Source organism: Paenibacillus sp. FSL H7-0714 (genome assembly GCF_038003765.1).
GTDB lineage: Bacteria > Bacillota > Bacilli > Paenibacillales > Paenibacillaceae > Paenibacillus_AQ.
Genome location: NZ_JBBOPT010000001.1, coordinates 1118850 through 1140899, shown reverse-complemented (window position 1 = coordinate 1140899; position 22050 = coordinate 1118850). Strand labels below are relative to the sequence as shown.

Sequence of the window (22050 nt, the reverse complement as noted above, 5' to 3'; positions counted from 1 at the left end):
TTAACCCCACTTCTGGATCAGCTGCCGGCAAAGCTCACCATACGGCTCCCCGATTCCGGTCACCGTAATCATTCTTTCATCTGGCCCCACTGTTTCCATGTATATATGCATATGCCGCGGCGGCATTAAATCCGTAATAATACTGCTCCATTCCACCAAGCAGACCCCTTGCCCGTAGAAATACTCATCAAGTCCAAGCTCGTCCGCTTCCTGAAGCGAAATCCGATATACATCCATATGATATAGGGGCAGACGGCCCTCGTACTCTTTAATAATTGTAAAAGTAGGACTGTTTACGATCCCCTTTACGCCGAGATGCCGAGCGTACCCTTGCGAGAATGCTGTTTTTCCTGCGCCCAGATCGCCGTCCAAGCCGATAATCATCCCTGGCGTTGAAGCAGTAGCTAGAGCAGCTGCAAGCAACTCCGTATCCTGGAGGCTGTAAGAACGGTAAGTGAACACCGTTTCGTCTGTATTGTCCAACTACAACTACCACCTTTTAAAATATACCTGCCAAAAACCATTACTATTAATTATATCGGTATGCTCCATCCATCGCAACAACTGTCCCAATTCAATCTCCCATGCCAGTATGCCAACAATAGAAAAAGAGACCTCTACGCAAAAATAAGCATAAAGAGTCTCTTTTATAAAAGTGTAATTTAGCTTATCTCAGCTTTTTGAACAAACCTTGTTAATGATCTTGCTCTTCTAACCGTTCAACGCCTACCGTATGCGTATTCGTTGGTCGAGAGCCCACTTGAACCGTAGCCATTCCGTTCTGTGCATCCACATGCTCAATCCATACAGGTTCTCCATCCAAATGTACACTTACCGTCTCTTTAGAAGCATAAATATCCTGTGCTCGTTTGACGTCCACCACTGTTCTCCTCCTTTATTTTACCTAAATCTCACGATTCTAATGGCGAAGTTTCTTCGAGGGTTGATTCCGCATCAAGCTTCTCCGAGTCCGAGACCCGACTTGCTTCCGGTGGAGCTATAATGCTGTCCCAATCCACAACTGTCGCTGGAATATCCTGCTCGCTCAGCGCATCGATCCACTCATTTCTACGCGGTTCCATGACTTAGTATTCTCCTCCTCAGCTTTATTAGCCTGATTTTATATTTTCCCATGCTTCACAAAAAATGCACCCGGCTAGAAAAGCCTTTCCTGCCTCATACTAACCCAAAGCAAATAACTTAGATCAGGAGGCGTTTCTCATGCATACCGTTTGGAAAGGGGCCATCAGCTTCGGGCTAGTGCATGTTCCGGTTAAAATGTTCTCCGCTACGGAAGACAAGGACATTTCTCTGCGTTATATCCATAAGGAATGCGGCAGCCCACTGTCGTATGTACGTAAATGTCCGGTGTGTGACAAAGAGGTGGCTTGGGAAGAAATCGGCAAGGGTTATGAATATGAAAAAGGGAAGTTTGTTCTATTCGACAAAGAGGAACTGGATCAATTGACCGACGAAAGCAGCAAAAGCATTACCATACTCGACTTTGTTGATCTGACGGAGATCGATCCAATTTATTTTCAAAAAACCTATTACTTATCTCCGGATCAGGCTGGGACAAATGCATATCGGCTTCTTATGGAGGCCATGCGTCAAACTGGTAAAATTGGCATCGCAAAAATATCGATTCGTTCCAAAAGCAGTCTTGCTGCTATTCGTGTGCTGGAGGATTGCCTCGCCATCGAGACTATTTTTTATCCTGATGAAGTGCGACCGGTCTCGCAAGTGCCTGGCCTGCCCGAAGCAGGGACGGTGAATGATAAAGAGCTGGATATGGCCAAGCTGCTCATTTCACAGCTATCCACGCCTTTTGATCCGGCAAAATATACCGATGATTATCGCCAGCGTATGCTTGATCTAATCTCACATAAAATCGCAGGCGAGGAATTTCATATCGCTCCTGCCAAACAGGAAAGCAATGTAATTGATCTAATGGCAGCATTGCAGGCCAGTATTCAGGCTGTACAGCATATCCCTACAGATCCGGGTCCTTCATTAACAGATACTAAGAAAACAAAAACTAAAGCGGCTCCGGCTGCCAAAAGAAAAACAGCCAAGTCTAAAGCAGCAGCTGAGCCTGCCGATCAGCAAAACGAGGCTTCCGGGCCGATTCCAGTCATCGCACCAAAACCGAAACGCCGCAGCCCAAAAAGTAAAACAACCGTATCTTAGGAGGCTCTGGTGATGAAGCTTCAGCCTATTATTCCTTTTGAACCCATACTGGCTGGGCAGCTTCCAGCAGGCAACCAGTGGATCGCACAGATTAAATGGGATGGCGTTCGCATGTTGTCCTATTACGACGGAAGCACTACTCAGCTTATTAACAGACGTGGTAATTACCGTACAGCGCAATATCCAGAACTTACTGATGTATCTGCTTACTGTAAAGCTGACTCCGTTATTCTTGATGGTGAGATCATTGCACTGGGGGACGGCAAGCCCTCATTTCACGAAGTTATGCGGAGGGATAGCTTAAAGAATGGCTCCACCATTTCCGTCGTTAGGTATCAGGTTCCTGTCATTTATATGATTTTTGATATTCTGTTTTATAATGGCCAATCGACGATGGATCAGCCTTTATTCTCACGGCAGCAGCTGCTAAACGATATTCTGCTGCCGCATCCCCACGTACAGGCCGTACCCAGTTATACCGATCCCACAGAATTATTCGCCGCTGCTCAGAGTCAGAGCTTAGAGGGAATCGTCTGTAAGGATATCAACAGCACTTATGCTCCCGGTGGAAAAGATAAACGCTGGCAGAAACGCAAAATCATTTCTGATCTTACGGCAGTAGCCGGGGGTGTAACGTTCCGAGACGGCATCGTCAATGCGCTACTTCTTGGGCTGTATGATGATAAAGGAAATTTGCATTATATCGGACATGCCGGGCCAGGAAAATTGACTGTACAGGATAAACGCGACTTAACTGCAGAGGTACAGCATTTAAAAATAGATCAAATGCCCTTTACAGCTGATCCCCAGCGAGGGAAGGGTGCTTTTTGGATAAAACCGAAGCTTGTCTTCAAAGTTCATTTTTTGGAATGGAATACCTCAGGCACTCTTCGTCAGCCGGTTACTCAAGCTAGGGTAGATCTTCCTCCCGAATCATGTACTATGGAGCAAAAAGGATAAACTCTTTCCAAAAAAACGTCCTCCCGAATTTATCGAGAGGACGTTTCTTATTGCGCTGTAAGACTCGTTACAATGGTCTCCAGCTCTGCTTTTGTCTGCGCAGTATTTTTCGTATTCGTAAGCGTATAATCAATACTTCCATCCGCACTGGACCATACAAGCTGGACTTTTAGATCTCCATGGTGAGGACCAAACACCGTGTAAACTGCTTCAACCCCGTTGATGGTCAAATTTTCATCCTGGTCACCAGGCAGCTGCGCTAAAGTAACCCCTTCCGGAAGCGTATATGCTGGAGCTGATTTTAGATTCAATCTCTCCCCATTTCGCAGATAAGTGATAGAAGTTTCTGTATCGCTCCACTTTAAGCTTTGTGAGATCACCTTTTTACCAGCAGCTTGTGCTTTAGCTTTTACCTGATCTCTGAGGGTTTTATACTCTGTACTGAAAAACTTCGGAAGCACTGGATTTAAAACGACATCCTGCAGCTTATATTCGTCTGGTAGAGCAGCGGGTATCAGGAGTGAATTCCCAGTTAATGAAGATAGCTTCTGTGCTGCTTCGTTTATAGAGCTGAATCTGTATGGCATATAGCTTACACTCAAATCTTCCTCTGGATTAGATTTTTTGTCATTAACATAGAGAGCCTTAATTTCTCCCGCTTGTAGGGAAACAGCATATTCTTTGGCAATCAAATCCTTAATCGTTGGCGATACCGGTGGTGATTTCTGCTCAACCGGAACGGTACCTTTGCTTTTATTATTGCTCCCCGCAGGCACTGCGCCTGCTGTTCCATTTACCGCACTCATTAACACTATCAGGCTCAAAGCCGTGATGGCCGCACTTTTTTTAATCATCATTATAATATCCTCCCTTAACCCTTGGTTATTTGATCATGCTTTTAGCTACAGCCAACATTTCATTTGTCGTCAGTTTACTGACCCGATTGTCTAAAAGGGTATATTGTATCGCGCCTGATTTATCCAGCCACACTAGCTTAGTGTTGAAACTTGCTTCTTTAGCCGAATCGGTTGTAAGAATTACTTTCCTACCGTTGACCGTCAGTTCTTTCTTAGTTTCCGAAGCTCGTACAAAAGGCACCGCTCCTTCGGGAAGTTTGGCGGGCGGCACTCCAGTTACAATGCTAAAATTGGCTTTTCCTTTGGCATACAGCTGCATAGACAAGTTCGTCTGGCTCCAGCTGATGATCTTGCTAAACAACTGTTTGTTGGGATCACCTGCCGCCGCTGCTGCCTTTAGTTCCTGCTCTAATTGCAAATACAGCTCTGAATCGTTTGCTACAGACGGTGGATAAATGATGGCTGTCGCCAGAGCAAAGCCCTTAGGAAGATTTCCAGGCTGTGGTGTAGCTGGACCCTTCAACGCTTTGAATTTAGCAGCAAAGGATTTGTAGTCTTTAAAAACAAATCCTTTGCCAGAGAAGCTGATCGTATCCTGAGGGTTAGAGACTTTGTCACGTACGTAGTAGGCCAAGTACGCACCTTCCTTCAATCCCGCTACCAGGGCCTGCAGTTCCTTCTGGAGCTTCTGATCGGTTTGTGCCGGAGCCTGCGCTCCTGATGCCGCCGCAATTGTAAGAGACAAGCCAGGCGCAACCCCACTCACAACTACTCCTGTTCCTAACAAGGTTGCTGCTGAGAGTGCGATCAGTGTTTTTTTGAGTTCATTATTGAGCTTCAATTTCTAACATCCTCTCCTTCTAAAAGGGTGAATGTAAGCTCACCCTGTTTTCAACTACACTTCTATAACACTCCAGCATGAGAAAAAGGGACATTTTCTTACAAAAAAAGAGGCCGCCCCAAGCAACCATCATGGCTTTTGGGACAGCCTCTTTTTTTGTTCTTAACATTACAAGTGACGCGCCAAGTGATGCAATATGTGAAGCACCTATAGAGTAATTGGGGAATTTCTCCCTAAAATTCAGCGATTTCTGTTCATCGGACTTATAATTAGGGAAAACTTCCCTGAAATTTGGCCTATTCGGCAATGAATAAAGAAATTCATATGATTATTAGGGAGGAATTCCCTGATTTCGTTCATTTAGAGCGAATATCGGTTATTTTTAGGGAGTTTTTCCCTAATTAGTTTAAAGCATGTAAATCACACATAGCACATCGCCCACCGCCCCAACCAGAAGCATAGAACACTACGCGTGGCATATCGTCACATGGCACAGTAAAATCCATTACTTTTCCTATTCCATAAAAAAAGCGGCCTCCCAAGTAGATTTCACTACTTTTGAGACAGCTTCTCATATTGTGCGGATAGATTCGCAGTAGCTAGCGAATAAAACTATTGGCAATCACTTGCCATTGTTCACGGGTTAAACTGTTATTCAATCCATCATTTAGACTACGAATCGTCTGGCTGGATTCATCATACCAATACAAACGATTCTGGGAAGACCAAGTCTGCTCCCCCTTCTCTGTACTCGCAGCGATAAATACTGCCTCTTTCCCCGTGCCTGTCACAGACCATTTTTCGGCAGTCTGACCTTCCAAGATAGACACTTGCGTTGGATAACCCCTAAAAGCGCTCTGCATTAAGGATAGTGTAATTCTTTGATCCCCCTTATGGTAGGTAACCTCAGCACTCTCTATGGCATTCACAGCGATCTTCTCCATAAACAGCTTTTGGCCTGTTTTATCGACCTTTGCTTTTTTTTGAAATTGTTCAAGCATTTCTTTATATTCTGTGCTTATCGACATGTAAGGAGAAGCGGCCTTAAAAGTGGCTTGCTCAAATTCATAACCATTAGCAAGTATGGAAGGCAGCTCGGGCCAGAAATCGCCAGTCCCTTTTAATTCTTTTACGAATTCTTGATATTTAGAATACACCGGAGAACTGAAAGCGAACTGCAATTGATTTCCATAGCCTAAACCTTTGGCTAACTTTGTAAACTCAGCATCATTCACATAATAAGCAGCCATTTCTCCAGCATTCAAGTGAGCAAGCGCCTGCTCTTTATAAGTCGCTAATAAACTCAGATACTTCTCTATCGCAGGAGAGGTCGAAGGAACAGGGGTATTATAGTGCACCGTCTTCACAACAGCCTTCCCTCCGCTGTTCACTAGTGTAATAGCTCCATCCGAAGGCTTGGTGAAATCAATTGCAGACTGGCTATCACGTTCCGTTAAACTTCCAAGGCCAGACAGCTGAAGGGCACCAAACCCGATCATCCCCAGCAATATAGCTGCGGAGACTCCTGAGAGAAGTCTCTTTCTAAATTTAGATGGATGCGGGATTGTCTTCTCTTGCTTCTGCATAACAGGATCTCTCGGCTCTGAGAATGACTCCAGCTCGTCTCTGAGATTCGCCATTTCTCCGTCCATCGTTTTCTGTTGTTCATGAATCGCCCTTACCCGCTTCATAACTACTGCTTTTACATCTAGTTCGTCGCAGTTCCCCAATGCGTCCATTTTCTTTATCATTTTCTCTTCAACACAGCTTCGTTGCCCCACCATTCCGTCCCCCCTTTCTGAGCATTCATCATTTTGCCAAGCTTCGTAATCGTACGCCTGTATTTCTTCTTCACAGCATCAGTATTCTTATCGAGGATCTCCGCAATTTCCGGGAAGCTCTGTTCCTCAAAAATTCGCAGCACTAACAAGTTTCGCTCCTCTGTCTTTAGCTTCGCGAGGGCAAAAGTCAGATGCTCGTTAAATATGTAACGGTCCATCAACTGTTCCGGGCTTTCTGCAGGCGGATCCGGTTGAAAAAGCGCCATAATCTTCAAATGTCTTTGGCGTTTGCTGATCAGACTGAGGCAATGATGATAGGCAATTTTATATAGCCAGGAAGAAAAGCTCGCGATAGGGCGATATGTGCCTATATGCTGATATGCCTTCACTAGAATATCCTGTACCGCATCCTCCGCTTCCGTACGGCTCCCAAGCAGCCGGCAGCAATAGCGGTAAATCGGCTTTTGAAAAGCTTCGACGATAAGGGCATAGGACTCTACCTCGCCTGCCTGTACCCGAACGACGGTGTGTTCGATCCCGTCCAAAATCAGCAAACTCCCCTTTCACATAACCGTATAACCTTATAACTCTTATGATCATCCAAAAGGGACACTTTGGAAATATTTTTTTCATGAAAAGGAACAGACTGGCACATAATACCCTCATTCCTATAACAGAGAGGAGGTTCAGGATGCCAGCAGCCATCAAAGGCACAATTACTGTAGACGGCCAAGAGATAACCATCACCAACCCAGAGAAGCTGCTATGGCCGGATTGCGGGATTACGAAGCGGATCTATCTGGAAAAGCTCGCCGCCCTCTCTCCCTACCTGCTGCGTTATTGTCGAGATCGGCTGCTAACCGTAATACGTTATCCGCACGGTATCTCTGGAATGTCCTTTTATCAGAAAAATGCACCTGATCCTCTTCCAGCCTTTGTCCAGACCGCTGTTCACGAGAATATTAACTATATCAAGCTGCAAGGTTTACCTGAGCTGATCTGGCTGGGTAATCTGGCTGCTTTGGAGTTTCATCCTTCTTTGCATTATGTAGGTAGCGAGCTGCCTTGTGAATGGATGATTGATCTAGACCCGTCACGTGAGGTCGAGCCCCGTATCATGGAAGCAACTGCAATCGTAGGGACGGTCCTAACCTCCCTTGGTTTATCCTCTGTGCCCAAAACCTCCGGGGCTACCGGGGTACAGATCATCGTGCCTATCGAGACTGGCGTTACTTTTGATGGATTGCGAAAAATCGGACACTTTGTGGGTCGTTATGTTACTGAAAAGCACCCCGATTTATTCACCTTGGAGCGTCTGAAGAAGAATCGGGGAGATAAAATCTATTTTGACTACCTCCAGCATTACAGTGGCAAAACATTAGCTGCACCTTACACACCACGTGCCAGGCCGCTTGCTACAGTATCCACACCATTGCTCTGGAAAGAGGTTCAGCAAAACGTATCTCCTACTGATTTTCATCTGCTCAATATTGAGGAACGCCTGCAACAGATGGGAGATCTTTTGGAAAAAGTGCCACCGCAGCCCGTCAAACAACTCATTGCTAAGCTTCCATAGGGATGGAATGCCACGAATAATGAGCCCCAAAACAGCAATAAGCCCGCAGCATCATTTCATGCTACGGGCTTATCAGGCGTCCCACTCAAGGACAGAAGGTATATTGTATAAGAATACGGCATATCGAGTCTTGTTCACCGTATTTATTGCTCCATTATTCGTAAAAATACCTTCTTTCAGTTAATAGTACTAAAGTGCCAAGCTAAAACGCCTGCGGCGTCCTTTTAGGATGGTAAGCTAATGAATTGCTTTCTTCTTGAAACGGCCACCTTTAACATCATGAATGTTACCTATTGCGATGAATGCACCAGTATCCCAATCCTCAACAATGGATTTAAGCTTAGCTTCTTCCAAACGGGTGATAACCACGAAGATCACTTTCTTATTCTCCCCGGAAAATCCGCCTTCTCCATCTAAATAAGTAACACCACGTCCAAGACGTTCCGTCAAGGCTTCACCGATATCACGGAATTTATCACTAATAATCCATACCGATTTCGACTGATCCAGACCCTCAAGTGTAATGTCAATTACCTTGAATGCAATGTAATAAGCAATTAGTGAGAACATCGCATTATTCCAACCGAACACAAATCCAGCTCCGGATAAGATGAACAGGTTGAAGAACATAACAACTTCACCTACAGAGAAGGGAAGCTTCTTGGCTACTAGAATCGCAACAATTTCTGTACCATCTAGAGATCCGCCAAAACGTACAACTAGCCCTACACCTACACCAAGAATGATCCCCCCAAAAACGGCAGCAAGCATTGGCTCAACCGTAAAAGCATTCACATGATGCAACATTGAAGTACCAATAGACATAAGCACAATTGCATATAAGGTAGATAAGGCAAAGGTCTTACCGATTTGCTTATAACCGATTAACAAGAACGGAAGGTTTAACAGCGTCAATAAAATCCCCAGAGGAATGTCGAATAGATGTGATAAAATAATGGAGATACCGGTAATCCCACCATCAATCATTTGATTCGGTACGAGGAATATCTCAAGTGCAACAGCCATCATTGCTGCCCCAATGGATAACATGATCATTCGCTGCGCGAACTTAGCCATTTTATGTGTTCCGGTCTTCTGCAGCTTGTTCTTTTCCTCTTTGGCAATCATTTGTGGACTCACATTCATAGAACTCCCCCTACAATTTAACAGTATAGTGTTGAAACATTCGGAAGTATAATTATAATCTATACTTTCTTACATTTCTTCTTATACAATTATTATATCACAAAATAAGCCCTAATAATGAATGGAACACGTTATATCCTTCGAAAAATTCAGATTTAGTCCTCTTTCCGCTCATAATAGCGGAGATAACAACTGACACAGCCCTTCACCGAGTTTGACAATTCTCCCTCTCTCCTTAAACTTTACAGGATCAATAAATTCACTGTGCTTTTGATCCTTCTCAAACCCTGTGACTAGAGGGGATATAGCATCAGGATGTAGCAGCACAGCAGTCAATTCAAAGTTAGAATAAAAGCTGCGCATATCCAGATTTGCACTCCCCACTGTAGCGAGCAGATTATCGATAATCATGATTTTGGCATGCATAAATCCTTTAGTATAGCGGTAGAATTTAACTCCAGCGTCTTGTAAATTTTCTAAATAAGACAAAGAAGCATGATAGACAAGCACATTATCAGGCTTCGCCGGAATGATAATTCTTACATCCACTCCACGAAGTACTGCACTTTTCAAGGCCCGGCAGATGGCAGGATCAGGAATAAAATACGGTGAAGTAATCCAAATCCGCTGTTTAGCTGCACATAAGGCGGCAAAATACATCTCTTGAGAGGCGTCCATTGCAGCATCCGGACCACTCCCTACAATCTGCACGGCTTCTTGTGACTCACAATTATGTTTTGGGAACAGACGCGGATGGCTTGTGCTTTCGCCAGAGGCCAATCTCCAATCCTTTAAGAAGACATACTGAATATAATATACTGAGTCTCCTTCGAGACGCAGATGGGTATCACGCCAGTATCCCATTTTGAGATCCTTCCCCAAATAATCATCCCCTATATTCATTCCACCCGTGAAGCCAACGAGGCCATCTACCACCAGGATCTTCCGATGATTACGGAAATTAAAACGACGGTCTAACAGAGAACTAATCGGAGGTAAAAAAAAGTGGAACTCCACCCCAGCATTTCTCATCGTTCGAATAAACCTACGACTTAATTTATGACTGCCCAGACCATCACAAAGCAAGCGTACCTTAACGCCCTGTCGCGCCTTCCGAATCATAACATCTTGAAATTGCTCACCGATCTCATCATCACGATAAATATAAAATTCCATATGTATATGTTCTTTCGCTTCTTCCATAGCTTCCAGCATAGCATCATACGCTTCTCTCGCAGATGATAATACCCTGCTCTTGTTATGACCAGTAATTGGTCCTTCTGCGATCTTAGAAAGCAAACCCAATAGACCCTTATTATTCTCAAACTGAGCGTTCCCACTCTCAGTAACATCCTTTACTACCTTAATATTGCCAGAGACATGCGAACGAATTTCACGAAATAGTGTAGTACATCTTTTGTTTAATTTTCGATTCTGTCTATAATCACGGCCCAGAAAATAATAGAATGCCAGACCCAGCGGCGGACAACAGAATGAAATGAACAACCACGCCAAAGCCCTTTGCGGGCGACGAAACTCCATAAATACAATTACTGCGACCTGAATAATAAAAAGACTTAGAATTATCGCAAAAATCTTCAATTCCCTACCCCCTTCATTAATAAAACAGTTACCAATAGACTCGCTGCGACGATTCTATTACTGGTTTTGCCGTAACTCTCTTTCTTTATTCAAACAAACCGTTGTCATGTTCCTGAAAGATATGGAATACATAGAGTAGTAAGACAATTCGGGATGAGCCTAATGCAAGTAAGGTCGTTAGCTTCGTGTATCGTAAGGCGGCTGCCATATGCCGCAGAAAGGAGAAGCCATGAAGAGTCAGCCAGATCATAACCGGATTACGCTGCTCGTCGTAAGGGATGCCGGACGCCCAGTCAAACAACTCCAGATCTCCAAGCCACTTGCGTTCGCCCTGCCGGCAGCAGCAGCCCTGTCCCTCTCCAGTCTGGTCACCTCTATGCATTTCCATGCCTCGCAGTCGATCTCACAACTGGAAGCTGAGGCAGCCGCACTATCACTAACCAATCTCCGCATGGAAATGAAGGTCGCTGACAAGGATAAGGATCTAATGCAGCTTCGTACTCAAGTCAGCGAGCTATCAGAAGAGGCAGATAATATTAAAGACAAGCTGAAGAGTGTAAATGCGCTGGAACAGGAGTTGCAGTCTTTGATTAACAAAAGCAAAGGCTCCGCCGCTGAAACAAAAGAATCAAAAACGGGATCAACCGCTTCAAACTCAACCTTAGGCTTATCGAGCCGTAACGCTGTGCCAATCCCAAATGAGACATCTTTTAAAGCTACAATCACATCACAGGTAGGCGGAGAATATATCGCGTCTTATCAGAACGAATCGCTGAATCTAGTGGAGGAAACAAAAGACGATTTCGAAGAGATCCACGGTATGCTCGATGAAATGGTGGAAAGTATTACTCAAACTATCACTCTGGCGGAGCATGCGAATAACGTTCAAGCAAATCAACAGGCAAAAAAAGCTCAAGCTGAAAAAGCCAGACTAAATGCAGCGGTACTCTGGCCTACAGATTCTAGGGTCATCTCCTCAAGCTTCGGCTACCGAACAGATCCTTTCAAAGGCTTATCCGCGTTCCATTCAGGTGTCGATATTGCCGGGAACTTAGGCGATCCTGTATATGCCGCCTTAGACGGGGAGGTCGTTACCTCCGAGCAGATGGGTGCGAGAGGCAAGTATGTCGTGATCAAGCATTCGAACGGGCTTGAAACCTGGTATATGCATCTGCAGGCAATGAATGTATCTGCGGGAGACATGGTTAATAAGGGGCAGAAGATCGGTTTGCTTGGAAACACTGGTCGAAGCACAGGACCTCATCTTCATTTCCAGGTAGTAAAGCAGAATAAAACTGTGGATCCATTGGATTATGTTAAACCCTAAACGTTAATGTAAAAATATATGAAATAGGAGGAATTTATACATGTGGAATAAGCGGCAGCAGCGTGCCTCTATCAAGTCTACTGACTCTCTGATTGGGCATGGGGGTACGCTCGAGGGTAAAGTACATTGCGATACGAACCTGAGGATTGAAGGTACCTTTAGCGGAGAAATTATATGCAGTGGTGTAGTCACTGTAGGTGAGGAAGGCACGGTGCGCTCCAGTATTAGAGCAGAAGAGATCGTTATCGCTGGTAAAGTATATGGAGATGTTACCGCAGACCGTAGGCTCATTATGACTGGTACTGGCGAGCTGCACGGTAATATTTCTGCAGGAGCACTCAGTATTATGGAAGGCAGCCTGCTTAATGGGTCCATCGCCATGCAAGAACAGCCCACCTCTGAACAAGCAGGTGAGCTCAAAAGTAATACGAAAAAGGACAAGACAGCAAAACGTTCCTCCAAAGCAGAAGAAACGCTTGAAGCCGGTTAATCCTATTTTTATCCAGCAACGTCCCGTTTACGGAAGACAAACCAGGAAACTGCTAAGAATATAACATAATACACTGCCAGCACAGCAATGGAGAAGCCTAGTGTAGCACCACCTGGACCAATATCAGATCCCATGTAGAGCCTTAGATCCATATGAGTGAAAATTAAATATCTGGCCCATTCGAACACATCCGGATTAAGCAAAGCAGCGAAAATACCTTGGGCAAACATGATAAACATAGATAACCCTATCGCCAATCCACTTGCACGGAATACGGAAGAGATCATAAAAGCAAGCGTAACCGTCAAGAAAAGAGTGACATAGCGGCATAGGAGATCTATAAAGGAATACTCAGCAGGACTCCAAGCTGTAATGGAAGACAGTGTGTCTCCAGTTGGAGAGGCGAAAATAAACGATGAAGCTAAACCAAAAACAATCAATACTGCAGTACAAAGCAAGCTAAACAACACAATGCTAATGTATTTCGAGAGCAAGATCTGGGAACGGCTCCACGGGCGAATCAGCAGCATTTTGATGGTTCCCCAGGTAAATTCGCCCGCTACGGAGTCAGCAGCTATAACAACAACGAAGATCGTATTCAGGAAGAATACAACACTCACTATCATTTGGAAGCTGTCCCAAACGCCTAAGCGTGATGCAGGGTTATCCGTTGTGAAATACATAAGAGCCGGAAGAAACGCACTAAACACTGCTAGAATAATCAGCATAATCCATGTGCGAGCACGACTATATATCTTGATGTTCTCATTATGTATCAACGCTGTAAAATTACTCAATTCCTTCACCTCCTGTAACCTCTAAGAATTGATCCTCTAGCGTACGGGCAAGTGATTTGATACTGTACACTTTAATCCCACCAGCCACTAGTCTGGCATTAAACTCAGCAATTTCTTCACGTGCCGCCTCAACTACAAGCCCACCGCTCTTTAATGTTCCTTGTCCAATGAGAGCAAGTGCAGCTTCGGCATCGTCAACCTCAAACAAGGTTTCTCCGATAGGCATTGTAACATTGCCTACCTCTTTTAGCTGTTTTACCTCAAGCAGTTGCCCATTCTGAATAATGGCTACACTGTCACACATGAGCTCCATTTCGGAAAGTAAATGGCTGGAGACAAATACGGTTGTTCCTTCTTCACGACAGAGTAGGCGCAGATAGTCACGAAGCTCACGTATGCCTTGTGGATCAAGCCCATTGGTTGGCTCATCAAGAACCAGTAGCTTTGGTCGGTTTAGTAGCGCCTGAGCTACTCCAAGTCTCTGACGCATACCTAGGGAATAAGTCTTCACTTTGTCATGAATTCTTTGACCAAGCCCGACCAGCTCCACAACCTCATCAATCCGTTGCTTATTGACTCCCGGTACCATCCGTGCAAATTGTCTAAGATTCTGATACCCGGACAGAAACTTGTACATTTCAGGATTCTCAACAATAGCCCCAACACTTGCAATAGCCTCTTTATAATTATTTTTAATACTATGACCACTAATCAGGACGTCCCCACTGCTAATGGAAATTAATCCCACCATCATTCGTATTGTTGTCGTCTTCCCTGCTCCGTTTGGTCCCAAAAACCCGAATATTTGACCCGGTGGGATATCCAGCGTTAAATCGCTCACCAGCGTCTTAGAGCCTATTTTCTTGGTAACTCCCTGCAGACGGGCAACAGGTTCAGACAGTATTTCTGTATTTGACACAGTATCACTCCCTTTCATTTACAAACAAGTTTACCATACCGTTTTTTTCAGAAAATTACAAAAAAGAAACAGTCTAACGTTGTTTAGACCGAGGATTCGATTCGATTTGAACAAAAAGGGACCTGGCCTCCCGCAAACGAAAGAGTCCAAGTCCCTTATATCACTTCATTCAATATTACCTGTTTTTTCAGAATGCAGGTATTTAGCCACCTACACGTGCAAGCTCGCGCATATTCGCTTCAAATGCAGCCATCAAAGCAGCCTCGCCGGTCAATCCGGTTTGCTCCACTTTGCGAATCTGCTCCATCATCCGTTTGTAATCCTTCGGAATGACACGAACAAACTTCGGCAAGCTATCTGCCCACTGATCCAATACCCGTGCTCCCGCCTTACTGCCTGTAAGCTCTACATGACGGCTAATCAGCTCGCGCAGCTCTTCGATCTCTTCTGGCTCTTCCACTCTCTCGAGAAGTACCATCTCGAGATTGCAGCGGCCGATGAAGGATCTCTCTGGATCGTAAACATAAGCGATACCACCTGACATCCCTGCCGCAAAGTTACGGCCTGTTTCACCAAGAACAACCACACGGCCTCCAGTCATGTATTCACAACCGTGGTCACCCACACCTTCTACAACAACCTTCGCTCCAGAATTACGAACGGCAAAGCGTTCACCGGCGATACCGTTGATATAAGCTTCTCCAGCTGTTGCTCCGTAGAAAGCAGTATTTCCGATAATGATATTGTCCTCAGCTGCAAAGGTAGCTTTTGGAGATGGTTTGATAATAATCTTACCACCCGACAATCCCTTACCAACGTAGTCATTGGAATCGCCTTCCACCGTAAGTGTGATCCCCTTAGGCACGAATGCACCCAAGCTTTGACCAGCAGAACCGGTGAAATGAAGACGAATTGTATCATCAGGCAAGCCGGCTGCCCCGTATTTACGTGTCAGCTCGCTACCAAGGATGGTTCCAACGGCACGATTAACGTTCGTAATCGGTAACGATGCTTCTACAGCCGTTCCAGATTCCAGTGCAGGTGCAGCCAGATCCAGCAGTTTAGAGACATCAAGCGTCTCTTCCAGACCATGATTCTGACGTTTACTGCAGAAGCGTGTGCTTCCCTCTGGCATTTCCGGTACATGCAGCAGACTACTCAAATCTACGCCCTTCTTCTTCCAATGCTGCGAAGCTTGAGCAGCTTCTAAGCAATCTGTACGGCCAACCATCTCTTGAATCGTACGGAAGCCAAGACTCGCCATAATTTCGCGTAAATCCTGTGCCACAAAGGTCATAAAGTTAACTACATGCTGTGGATCACCCGTAAAGTTCTTACGAAGATCTGGATTTTGTGTCGCTACACCAACCGGACAAGTATCCATTTGGCAGACACGCATCATGATACAACCCACAGCTACTAACGGAGCAGTAGCGAAACCATACTCTTCAGCACCCAGTAATACAGCTACGGCTAGATCGCGTCCGCTAAGCATTTTTCCGTCTGTTTCCAGTACAACGCGGTCACGCAGATTGTTCAGCATCAACGTCTGATGCGTTTCGGCCAAGCCAAGTTCCCATGGAAGACCTGCATGACGAATGGAGTTCATCGGAGATGCACCTGTCCCCCCGTCATAGCCACTTACCAGGATAATATCAGCGCGCCCTTTGGCTACGCCAGCAGCAATCGTACCTACTCCGACTTCAGAGACGAGCTTAACATTAATGTTTGCACGTGGATTGGCATTCTTCAGATCGTAGATCAGCTCTGCCAAATCCTCAATCGAATAAATATCATGATGCGGCGGAGGTGAAATCAAGCCCACACCAGCTGTTGAACCGCGCACTTCAGCCACCCATGGATAAACTTTACGTCCTGGAAGCTGTCCGCCTTCCCCTGGTTTAGCACCCTGAGCCATCTTAATCTGGATCTCATCAGCGTTAACAAGGTAGTTAGATGTAACTCCAAAACGTCCGGAAGCTACTTGTTTAATCGCACTGCGACGGGAATCGCCGTTGCTGTCCGGGATATAGCGGGCTGGATCTTCTCCACCCTCACCAGTATTACTCTTACCACCGATCCGGTTCATTGCAATAGCGAGGGTCTCATGCGCTTCCTTACTAATGGAACCAAAGGACATCGCACCCGTCTTGAACCGTTTCATAATGGACTCCACTGGCTCTACTTCTTCTAATGGAATCGGTTCATAAGCTGACTTGAACTGTAATAAGGAACGAATCGTCAGATGCTTCTCACTTTCACCTTGAACAAGTGCAGCATATTTCTTGTACATCTTATAATCTCCACTACGCACGGAGTGCTGAAGCAGATGAATGGTCTGTGGGTTGAACAAATGATCTTCCCCATCGTTTCGCCATTGATAATCACCACCGGAATCAAGCACTTTATCATTTCCGTCTTTTTCCGTGAAAGCACGGTTATGATGGATAAGTGCCTCGGTTGCTACTTCCTCCAGACCAATACCGCCAATGCGGGAAGGTGTCCAAGTAAAGTAACGATCCACGAATTCCGAGTTCAGACCCACAGCTTCAAAGATCTGCGCGCCCCGGTAGGATTGAATAGTCGAAATCCCCATTTTGGAAAGAATCTTAACTACGCTCTTAGTCGCAGCTTTAATATAGTTCTTCACAGCCTTCTCATGCGAGATTCCCCGCAGTAAGCCTTGGCCGATCATATCATCCAAGCTTTCAAAGGCCAGATACGGATTGACTGCACTCACACCATAACCAAGCAGAAGTGCATAATGATGGACTTCACGAGGTTCACCGGATTCAAGCAAAATACTAACTTTTGTCCGTGTGCCTTGCCGGATCAGATGGTGATGCAAGCTCGATACCGCAAGTAGAGCAGGAATCGCAGCATTCTCACGGTCCACACCGCGGTCCGTCAGAATCAGAATGTTATGACCTTTAGCCATAACGCGATCAGCAGCCTCGTTCATACGGTCAAGCGCGATACGCATTCCTTCTGCTCCGAGCTCAGCCGGGAAAAGAATCGGAATAGACATCGACTTGAAGCCTGCACGACGAACATGACGAATTTTAGCAAAATCTTCATTCGAAAGAATCGGTGTGTGCAGCGAGATTTGGCGACAGCTTTCTGGTTCTGGTTTAAGCAAGTTACGCTCTGGTCCAATTGTAGTCGTAGTAGAGGTAACCAGCTCTTCGCGAATAGCATCGATTGGTGGATTCGTTACCTGAGCAAACATTTGTTTGAAATAATTAAATAGACGCTGCGGACGGTCTGAAAGCACAGCGAGCGGCGCATCATAACCCATGGAACCTACAGCTTCAGCGCCAGTAGATGCCATTGGTTCAAGCACCTTGCGCAAGTCCTCAAAAGTATAGCCGAACGCTTGCTGCAGCTGCTGAACATTGTCATGCTTAGGATTTGGTAGCTCAGGCGCATCTGGAAGCTCTTCGAGACTAATCAAATGCTCATCCAGCCACTGGCGGTAAGGCTTCTCAGTGGCGATAGCCGATTTGACTTCCTCATCGGAGATAATACGGCCTTCCTTCGTATCCACGAGCAGCATGCGTCCAGGCTTCAGGCGGTCTTTATATAAGATGTCCTCTGCTGGAATGTCCAGTACACCCGCTTCGGAGGATAGAATAATCATGTCGTCCTTTGTTACATAATAACGAGCAGGTCGCAAGCCATTACGGTCCAGAATAGCGCCGATTTGCACACCATCTGTAAAGCCCATTGCAGCAGGTCCGTCCCATGGCTCCATCAAAGTGCTGTGGTATTCGTAAAAAGCTTTCTTGTCGGCGTCCATACTGTCATGATTACTCCATGGTTCAGGAACCATCATCATGGCTACTTGTGTCAAGGAGCGTCCGCTCAAATAAAGAAACTCAAAGGTATTATCGAACATTGCTGTGTCCGATCCATCCGGGTTTATAACAGGTTTGATCTTGCTCAGATCTTCGCCGAACACTTCACTCTTGAACAGCGACTGGCGGGCATGCATCCAGTTCACATTTCCGCGCAAGGTATTGATCTCACCATTGTGGATCATAAAGCGGTAGGGATGCGCACGTTCCCAGCTTGGGAAGGTATTCGTACTGAAACGGGAGTGAACTAACGCGATTGCTGATTCCAGCTCTTCGTTCTGCAAATCCAGGTAGAATTGTCCGACTTGTTCTGTAGTCAGCATGCCTTTGTACACGATCTTACGACATGACAAGCTTGGGATATAGAAGGCTTCAGCCTCTTCTACACCACCGTAGCGAATCGCAAGCTCTGCACGTTTGCGGATGACATAAAGCTTACGCTCAAAAGACAATTCGTTCGTAACCGAGGCCGAGCGACCGATAAACACTTGGCGCACAAAAGGCTTTGCAGCCTTCGCAGTTTTGCCAAGCATTTCATCATAGGTAGGTACATCACGATAGCCGAGTACTTCCTGACCTTCTTCAGCAATAATTTTGCTTAAGAGAGCCTCATGTTGAGCCCGAACTTTCTCGTTATGAGATAGAAAAATCATACCTACGCCATAATGGCCTTGTTCCGGCAAAGCAAAGCCAAGCTTCTGGGCTTCACTAGCAAAGAAACGGTGCGGAATTTGAAGCATGATACCTGCTCCGTCACCAGAGTTGGGTTCGCTACCTTGTCCGCCACGATGCTCCATATTAAAGAGCATTGTTAAAGCGTTACTAACAATATCATGGGACGGTTTGCCTTTAATATGGGCTACAAATCCCATGCCGCAAGCATCTTTTTCGAACTGGGGATCATACAGGCCCTGTTTTCCGGGCAGTTCAGTGTGTCTCATCGAACGCAACCTTTCTATTATAAAGTATGGCGTAATCTTTGGAAAATTTTTCAGATTAAAATTTTAATAATTATTCAAGCCAGATTAGTGCTATTATTTTATCACCGGGGTGACAACAGCGCAATTTAAACTTTTTTATGATGCTGATTAACATTTCTTTTTGCGACACAGCTTTAGTGGACAAAAGTTTAAAAAAACTCATCTATGTATAATTATGCATAAATGACGCATAAGAACTTATGCAATGAAAGCGTTTCAAGAATTTTCATCACCCTTGAATGTTTGCAAGAAAAAGGGTTCTATGATTTAAACTCAAAAAAAAAGCGCCTCCCGGAGGAGACGCTTTTTAATTACTTTTTTTCAAATTATACAGTCATAGCTTGTTCACTGTTCATTCCAGCTTCATTGTCCCGACTGCGGGTCATGAAGTAAGCGAAAGTAAGAGCAAGGAACCCAAGACCGAAGATTGCAAGCACACCTACGTCACTCCACATTGCACTGAAGTCCCCTGTAGAAATTACTGATTTAAGACCACTAACTGTGTAAGTCATAGGAAGCAGTGGGTTAAAGAATTTCATCCAGTTCGGGATCAATTCAAGTGGGAATGTTCCGGCACTAGTTGTTAATTGGAAAATAAGAATAACGATAACAACAAAACGTCCCGGTTGATCCAACCAAGTAACAATGGATTGAACTACCCATGTGTAAACTAGACTAGTCAAGAATGTAAATAGGAAGAATAGCGGTACACTTTGTACTTCTAGTCCAAGTCCGTACAATACAACCACAGCAGCCAGCATAGACTGGATAAAGCTCATGATTGAGAACGTAAGCGTACGGCTGATAAAACGATTCATACGGCTTGCGCCTATTACAGCTGATTCACGCATTGGAATAACAATTGTAGAAATCAGTGCACCTACGAACAAACCAAGAGATAAGAAGTAAGGAGCAAACCCTGTGCCGTAGTTCGGTACATGATTTACAACTTGATCCTCAATCACAACCGGTTGTGCGAACATTTCCATCATTTTATCTGACTTATTCACGCTGCCTGTTTTTTCAGCAGCATCGCTAAGCTTAGTTGCCAGTTCTGTTGATCCAGATTTCAGATCATCCATACCATCTTTCAGCTCGCCTGCACCGTCAGCCAGTTTTTTCGAACCATCTGCTACAGCACTGATACCGGAACCTAGTTCGCCTACACCACTTAGCAGTTTTGAGGTACCATCGCCAAGCGCTTTACCGCCTTCAGCCAGCTTGCTGCCTCCAGCTGCAGCTTCTTTAAGCTTCGCACCAAATTGTTGCATCCCTGCATTCAGCTTATTGCCACCTGTTACAAGTGCAGATGCGCCTTGTGCCAGTTTTTGCTGTCCTGTCAAAAGCTGTGTGCTACCAGCATTTAATTGTTGCGCTCCATCATGCAACTGAGTTACACCAGCAGCTACCTGCTGTGAACCTGAGTGCAGTTGAGTTGCACCTTGTGCCAGTTGCTCTTGCCCACTGTGGAGTGCAGTAGCACCCTGTGCCAGCTGCTCTTGACTTTGTTGCAGTTGCTCACTACCTTGTGCAACAGCTGCACTAGCTGCTAGGAGCTTCTGTACGGCCGGATTCTGTGCCAACTCAGGACTAGCCTGTGCCAATTGCTGCAAGCCTTGAGCGACCGCTTTAGCGCCCTCAGTAACCTTTGTGCTACCTTCTGCGGAAGCCTGCAAGCCTGCCTCTAGCTTCGCGCTGCCATCCACGGAAGAGGTTAAACCTGCTTCCAGCTTCGCGCTGCCGTCAACTAAAGATTGTGTTCCTGCTTGTAATTTAGTAGTACCATCTACAGCAGACTTCGTACCTGCTTGAAGCTGTGTGGCACCTGTTACAGCTTGCTTCAAGCCGTCACTAAGCTGTTTACTGCCGGCAGCGCTTTGTGCAACGCCATCTTGAAGCTGTGTATGAGCAGCCGACAATTGTTGCAAACCGCCTGCCAAAGTGCTAGAACCCGTTTGAATTGCAGTAGCACCTGAATTTAAATCAGACACACCTTTAGTAAGTGGTTCTACACCATTTTGAAGTTTACCTGTACCATCTGTCAGTACAAGAAGATTATCTTTCAGCTTCAAGGCTCCGTCATCTAGCTTACCAGCGCCATCTGCGATCTTGGAAGCTCCATCTCCCGCCTCGCCCAATCCATCAGAAACTTCTGTAATCTGATTGAATACAGACTCCACATAAGCCTCTGTTACCTTAGCGGATACTTTAGATTTAATTTCTGATACAGCCGTTCCACCGATCTGTCCGGCCAGGAAGTTGTAGCCTTCATTTGGCTCATAAATAATTTTTGCCGGTTGTGGTTCATCATCCAAAAGCGTTGTTGCTTTAGCAGAGAAGTCTTCTGGAACAATAATCGCCATATAATAGGTATTGTCCTTCATTCCTGCTTGCGCTTCTTCTAGTGAAACAAAGTTCCATTGAAAGCCATCGGTTACCTTAAGCTCCTCAACCAGATCATCTCCGGCCTGAAGTTGTTTTCCTTCATAATTAGCACCGACGTCTTGGTTGACCACAGCAACCGGTAACTCATTCATCTTGCCATACGGATCCCAGAATGCCTTTAGGAAGAATCCGCTATACATCACCGGAATAAATAGGATGGCAATCATCGGAATCAGCACCTTTGGATTTCTCAGTGCTGCGCCAAGATCCTTGGTAAATACGGATAATGATTTCATTCTGGTTCTCTCCTTATGAGCTTATGCTCTCTTTAAAATGCTTTGT

Annotated in this window: 19 protein-coding genes; 5 read left to right on the top strand and 14 right to left on the bottom strand. The window is 45.4% G+C overall.

Translation table 11 applies throughout. The annotated features are described in order from the left end of the window. From tsaE to NST34_RS04985, 3 genes are all read right to left on the bottom strand, one after another. A complete protein-coding gene (gene tsaE / locus NST34_RS04995; RefSeq protein WP_042185258.1) occupies positions 1-483 on the bottom strand; it encodes a tRNA (adenosine(37)-N6)-threonylcarbamoyltransferase complex ATPase subunit type 1 TsaE in 483 nt (160 codons plus the stop codon). A gap of 211 nt (positions 484-694) precedes the next feature. Further along, positions 695-880: an H-type small acid-soluble spore protein gene (locus tag NST34_RS04990; protein ID WP_042193364.1), complete on the bottom strand. Its 186-nt coding sequence runs from the start codon at positions 878-880 to the stop codon at positions 695-697. Positions 881-911: 31 nt separating this feature from the next. Next, positions 912-1082: a hypothetical protein gene (locus NST34_RS04985; protein WP_341127294.1), complete on the bottom strand. Its 171-nt coding sequence runs from the start codon at positions 1080-1082 to the stop codon at positions 912-914. A gap of 139 nt (positions 1083-1221) precedes the next feature. Here NST34_RS04985 and ku point away from each other — a divergent pair, with 139 nt between their 5' ends. Then, positions 1222-2190: a non-homologous end joining protein Ku gene (ku, locus tag NST34_RS04980; protein ID WP_339800844.1), complete on the top strand. Its 969-nt coding sequence runs from the start codon at positions 1222-1224 to the stop codon at positions 2188-2190. A gap of 12 nt (positions 2191-2202) precedes the next feature. Further along, on the top strand, positions 2203-3150 hold the full coding sequence (locus NST34_RS04975) for an ATP-dependent DNA ligase (protein WP_341127293.1): 948 nt from the start codon (positions 2203-2205) through the stop codon (positions 3148-3150). A 47-nt stretch (positions 3151-3197) separates the two neighbouring features. Here the strand turns inward: NST34_RS04975 and NST34_RS04970 are convergent, their stop codons facing one another. The 4 genes from NST34_RS04970 to NST34_RS04955 form a co-directional block, all read right to left on the bottom strand. Continuing rightward, positions 3198-4007, bottom strand: a complete 810-nt coding sequence (locus NST34_RS04970) for a hypothetical protein (RefSeq protein ID WP_341127292.1) — start codon at positions 4005-4007, stop codon at positions 3198-3200. A 25-nt stretch (positions 4008-4032) separates the two neighbouring features. Continuing rightward, positions 4033-4848: a hypothetical protein gene (locus NST34_RS04965; RefSeq protein WP_341127291.1), complete on the bottom strand. Its 816-nt coding sequence runs from the start codon at positions 4846-4848 to the stop codon at positions 4033-4035. Between the two features lie 599 nt (positions 4849-5447). Then, entirely contained in the window at positions 5448-6599 is a 1152-nt protein-coding gene (locus NST34_RS04960; protein ID WP_341127290.1) for a hypothetical protein, read from the bottom strand. Beyond that, positions 6596-7174, bottom strand: a complete 579-nt coding sequence (locus NST34_RS04955; protein WP_341127289.1) for an RNA polymerase sigma factor — start codon at positions 7172-7174, stop codon at positions 6596-6598. The genes NST34_RS04960 and NST34_RS04955 overlap by 4 nt, the downstream gene beginning before the upstream one ends. A 146-nt stretch (positions 7175-7320) precedes the next feature. On the opposite strand from NST34_RS04955, the gene ligD reads away from it, so the two are divergent. Further along, positions 7321-8205 carry a non-homologous end-joining DNA ligase gene (gene ligD, locus NST34_RS04950; RefSeq protein ID WP_149646489.1) on the top strand — a complete coding sequence of 295 codons (885 nt, stop codon included), beginning with the start codon at positions 7321-7323 and terminating at the stop codon, positions 8203-8205. Between the two features lie 237 nt (positions 8206-8442). Here ligD and NST34_RS04945 read toward each other — a convergent pair whose 3' ends face one another. The 3 genes from NST34_RS04945 to NST34_RS04935 all read right to left on the bottom strand — a co-directional run bounded on the left by NST34_RS04945 (position 8443) and on the right by NST34_RS04935 (position 11161). Further along, positions 8443-9282, bottom strand: a complete 840-nt coding sequence (locus NST34_RS04945) for a YitT family protein (RefSeq protein ID WP_231573468.1) — start codon at positions 9280-9282, stop codon at positions 8443-8445. A 240-nt stretch (positions 9283-9522) separates the two neighbouring features. After that, complete coding sequence (gene cls, locus NST34_RS04940) at positions 9523-10953, bottom strand: cardiolipin synthase (RefSeq protein WP_339800823.1); 1431 nt, start codon at positions 10951-10953, stop codon at positions 9523-9525. 85 nt (positions 10954-11038) lie between these two features. Further along, positions 11039-11161 carry a hypothetical protein gene (locus NST34_RS04935; protein WP_341127288.1) on the bottom strand — a complete coding sequence of 41 codons (123 nt, stop codon included), beginning with the start codon at positions 11159-11161 and terminating at the stop codon, positions 11039-11041. Here NST34_RS04935 and NST34_RS04930 point away from each other — a divergent pair, their 5' ends adjacent. Further along, entirely contained in the window at positions 11162-12280 is a 1119-nt protein-coding gene (locus NST34_RS04930) for a peptidoglycan DD-metalloendopeptidase family protein (protein WP_256716271.1), read from the top strand. It abuts the gene before it with no gap. 40 nt (positions 12281-12320) lie between these two features. Continuing rightward, complete coding sequence (locus tag NST34_RS04925) at positions 12321-12770, top strand: bactofilin family protein (protein WP_076283918.1); 450 nt, start codon at positions 12321-12323, stop codon at positions 12768-12770. 8 nt (positions 12771-12778) lie between these two features. Here NST34_RS04925 and NST34_RS04920 read toward each other — a convergent pair whose 3' ends face one another. The 4 genes from NST34_RS04920 to NST34_RS04905 form a co-directional block, all read right to left on the bottom strand. Continuing rightward, on the bottom strand, positions 12779-13567 hold the full coding sequence (locus NST34_RS04920) for an ABC transporter permease (RefSeq protein WP_076299156.1): 789 nt from the start codon (positions 13565-13567) through the stop codon (positions 12779-12781). Next, a complete protein-coding gene (locus NST34_RS04915) occupies positions 13560-14471 on the bottom strand; it encodes an ABC transporter ATP-binding protein (protein ID WP_256716276.1) in 912 nt (303 codons plus the stop codon). The genes NST34_RS04920 and NST34_RS04915 overlap by 8 nt, the downstream gene beginning before the upstream one ends. 217 nt (positions 14472-14688) lie before the next feature. Continuing rightward, entirely contained in the window at positions 14689-19284 is a 4596-nt protein-coding gene (gene gltB, locus NST34_RS04910) for a glutamate synthase large subunit (RefSeq protein WP_341127287.1), read from the bottom strand. Between the two features lie 365 nt (positions 19285-19649). Further along, the gene (locus NST34_RS04905) at positions 19650-22004 is read right to left on the bottom strand and encodes a YhgE/Pip domain-containing protein (protein ID WP_042185237.1); all 2355 of its coding nucleotides are present in this window, start codon (positions 22002-22004) and stop codon (positions 19650-19652) included. Positions 22005-22050: the final 46 nt, after the last annotated feature.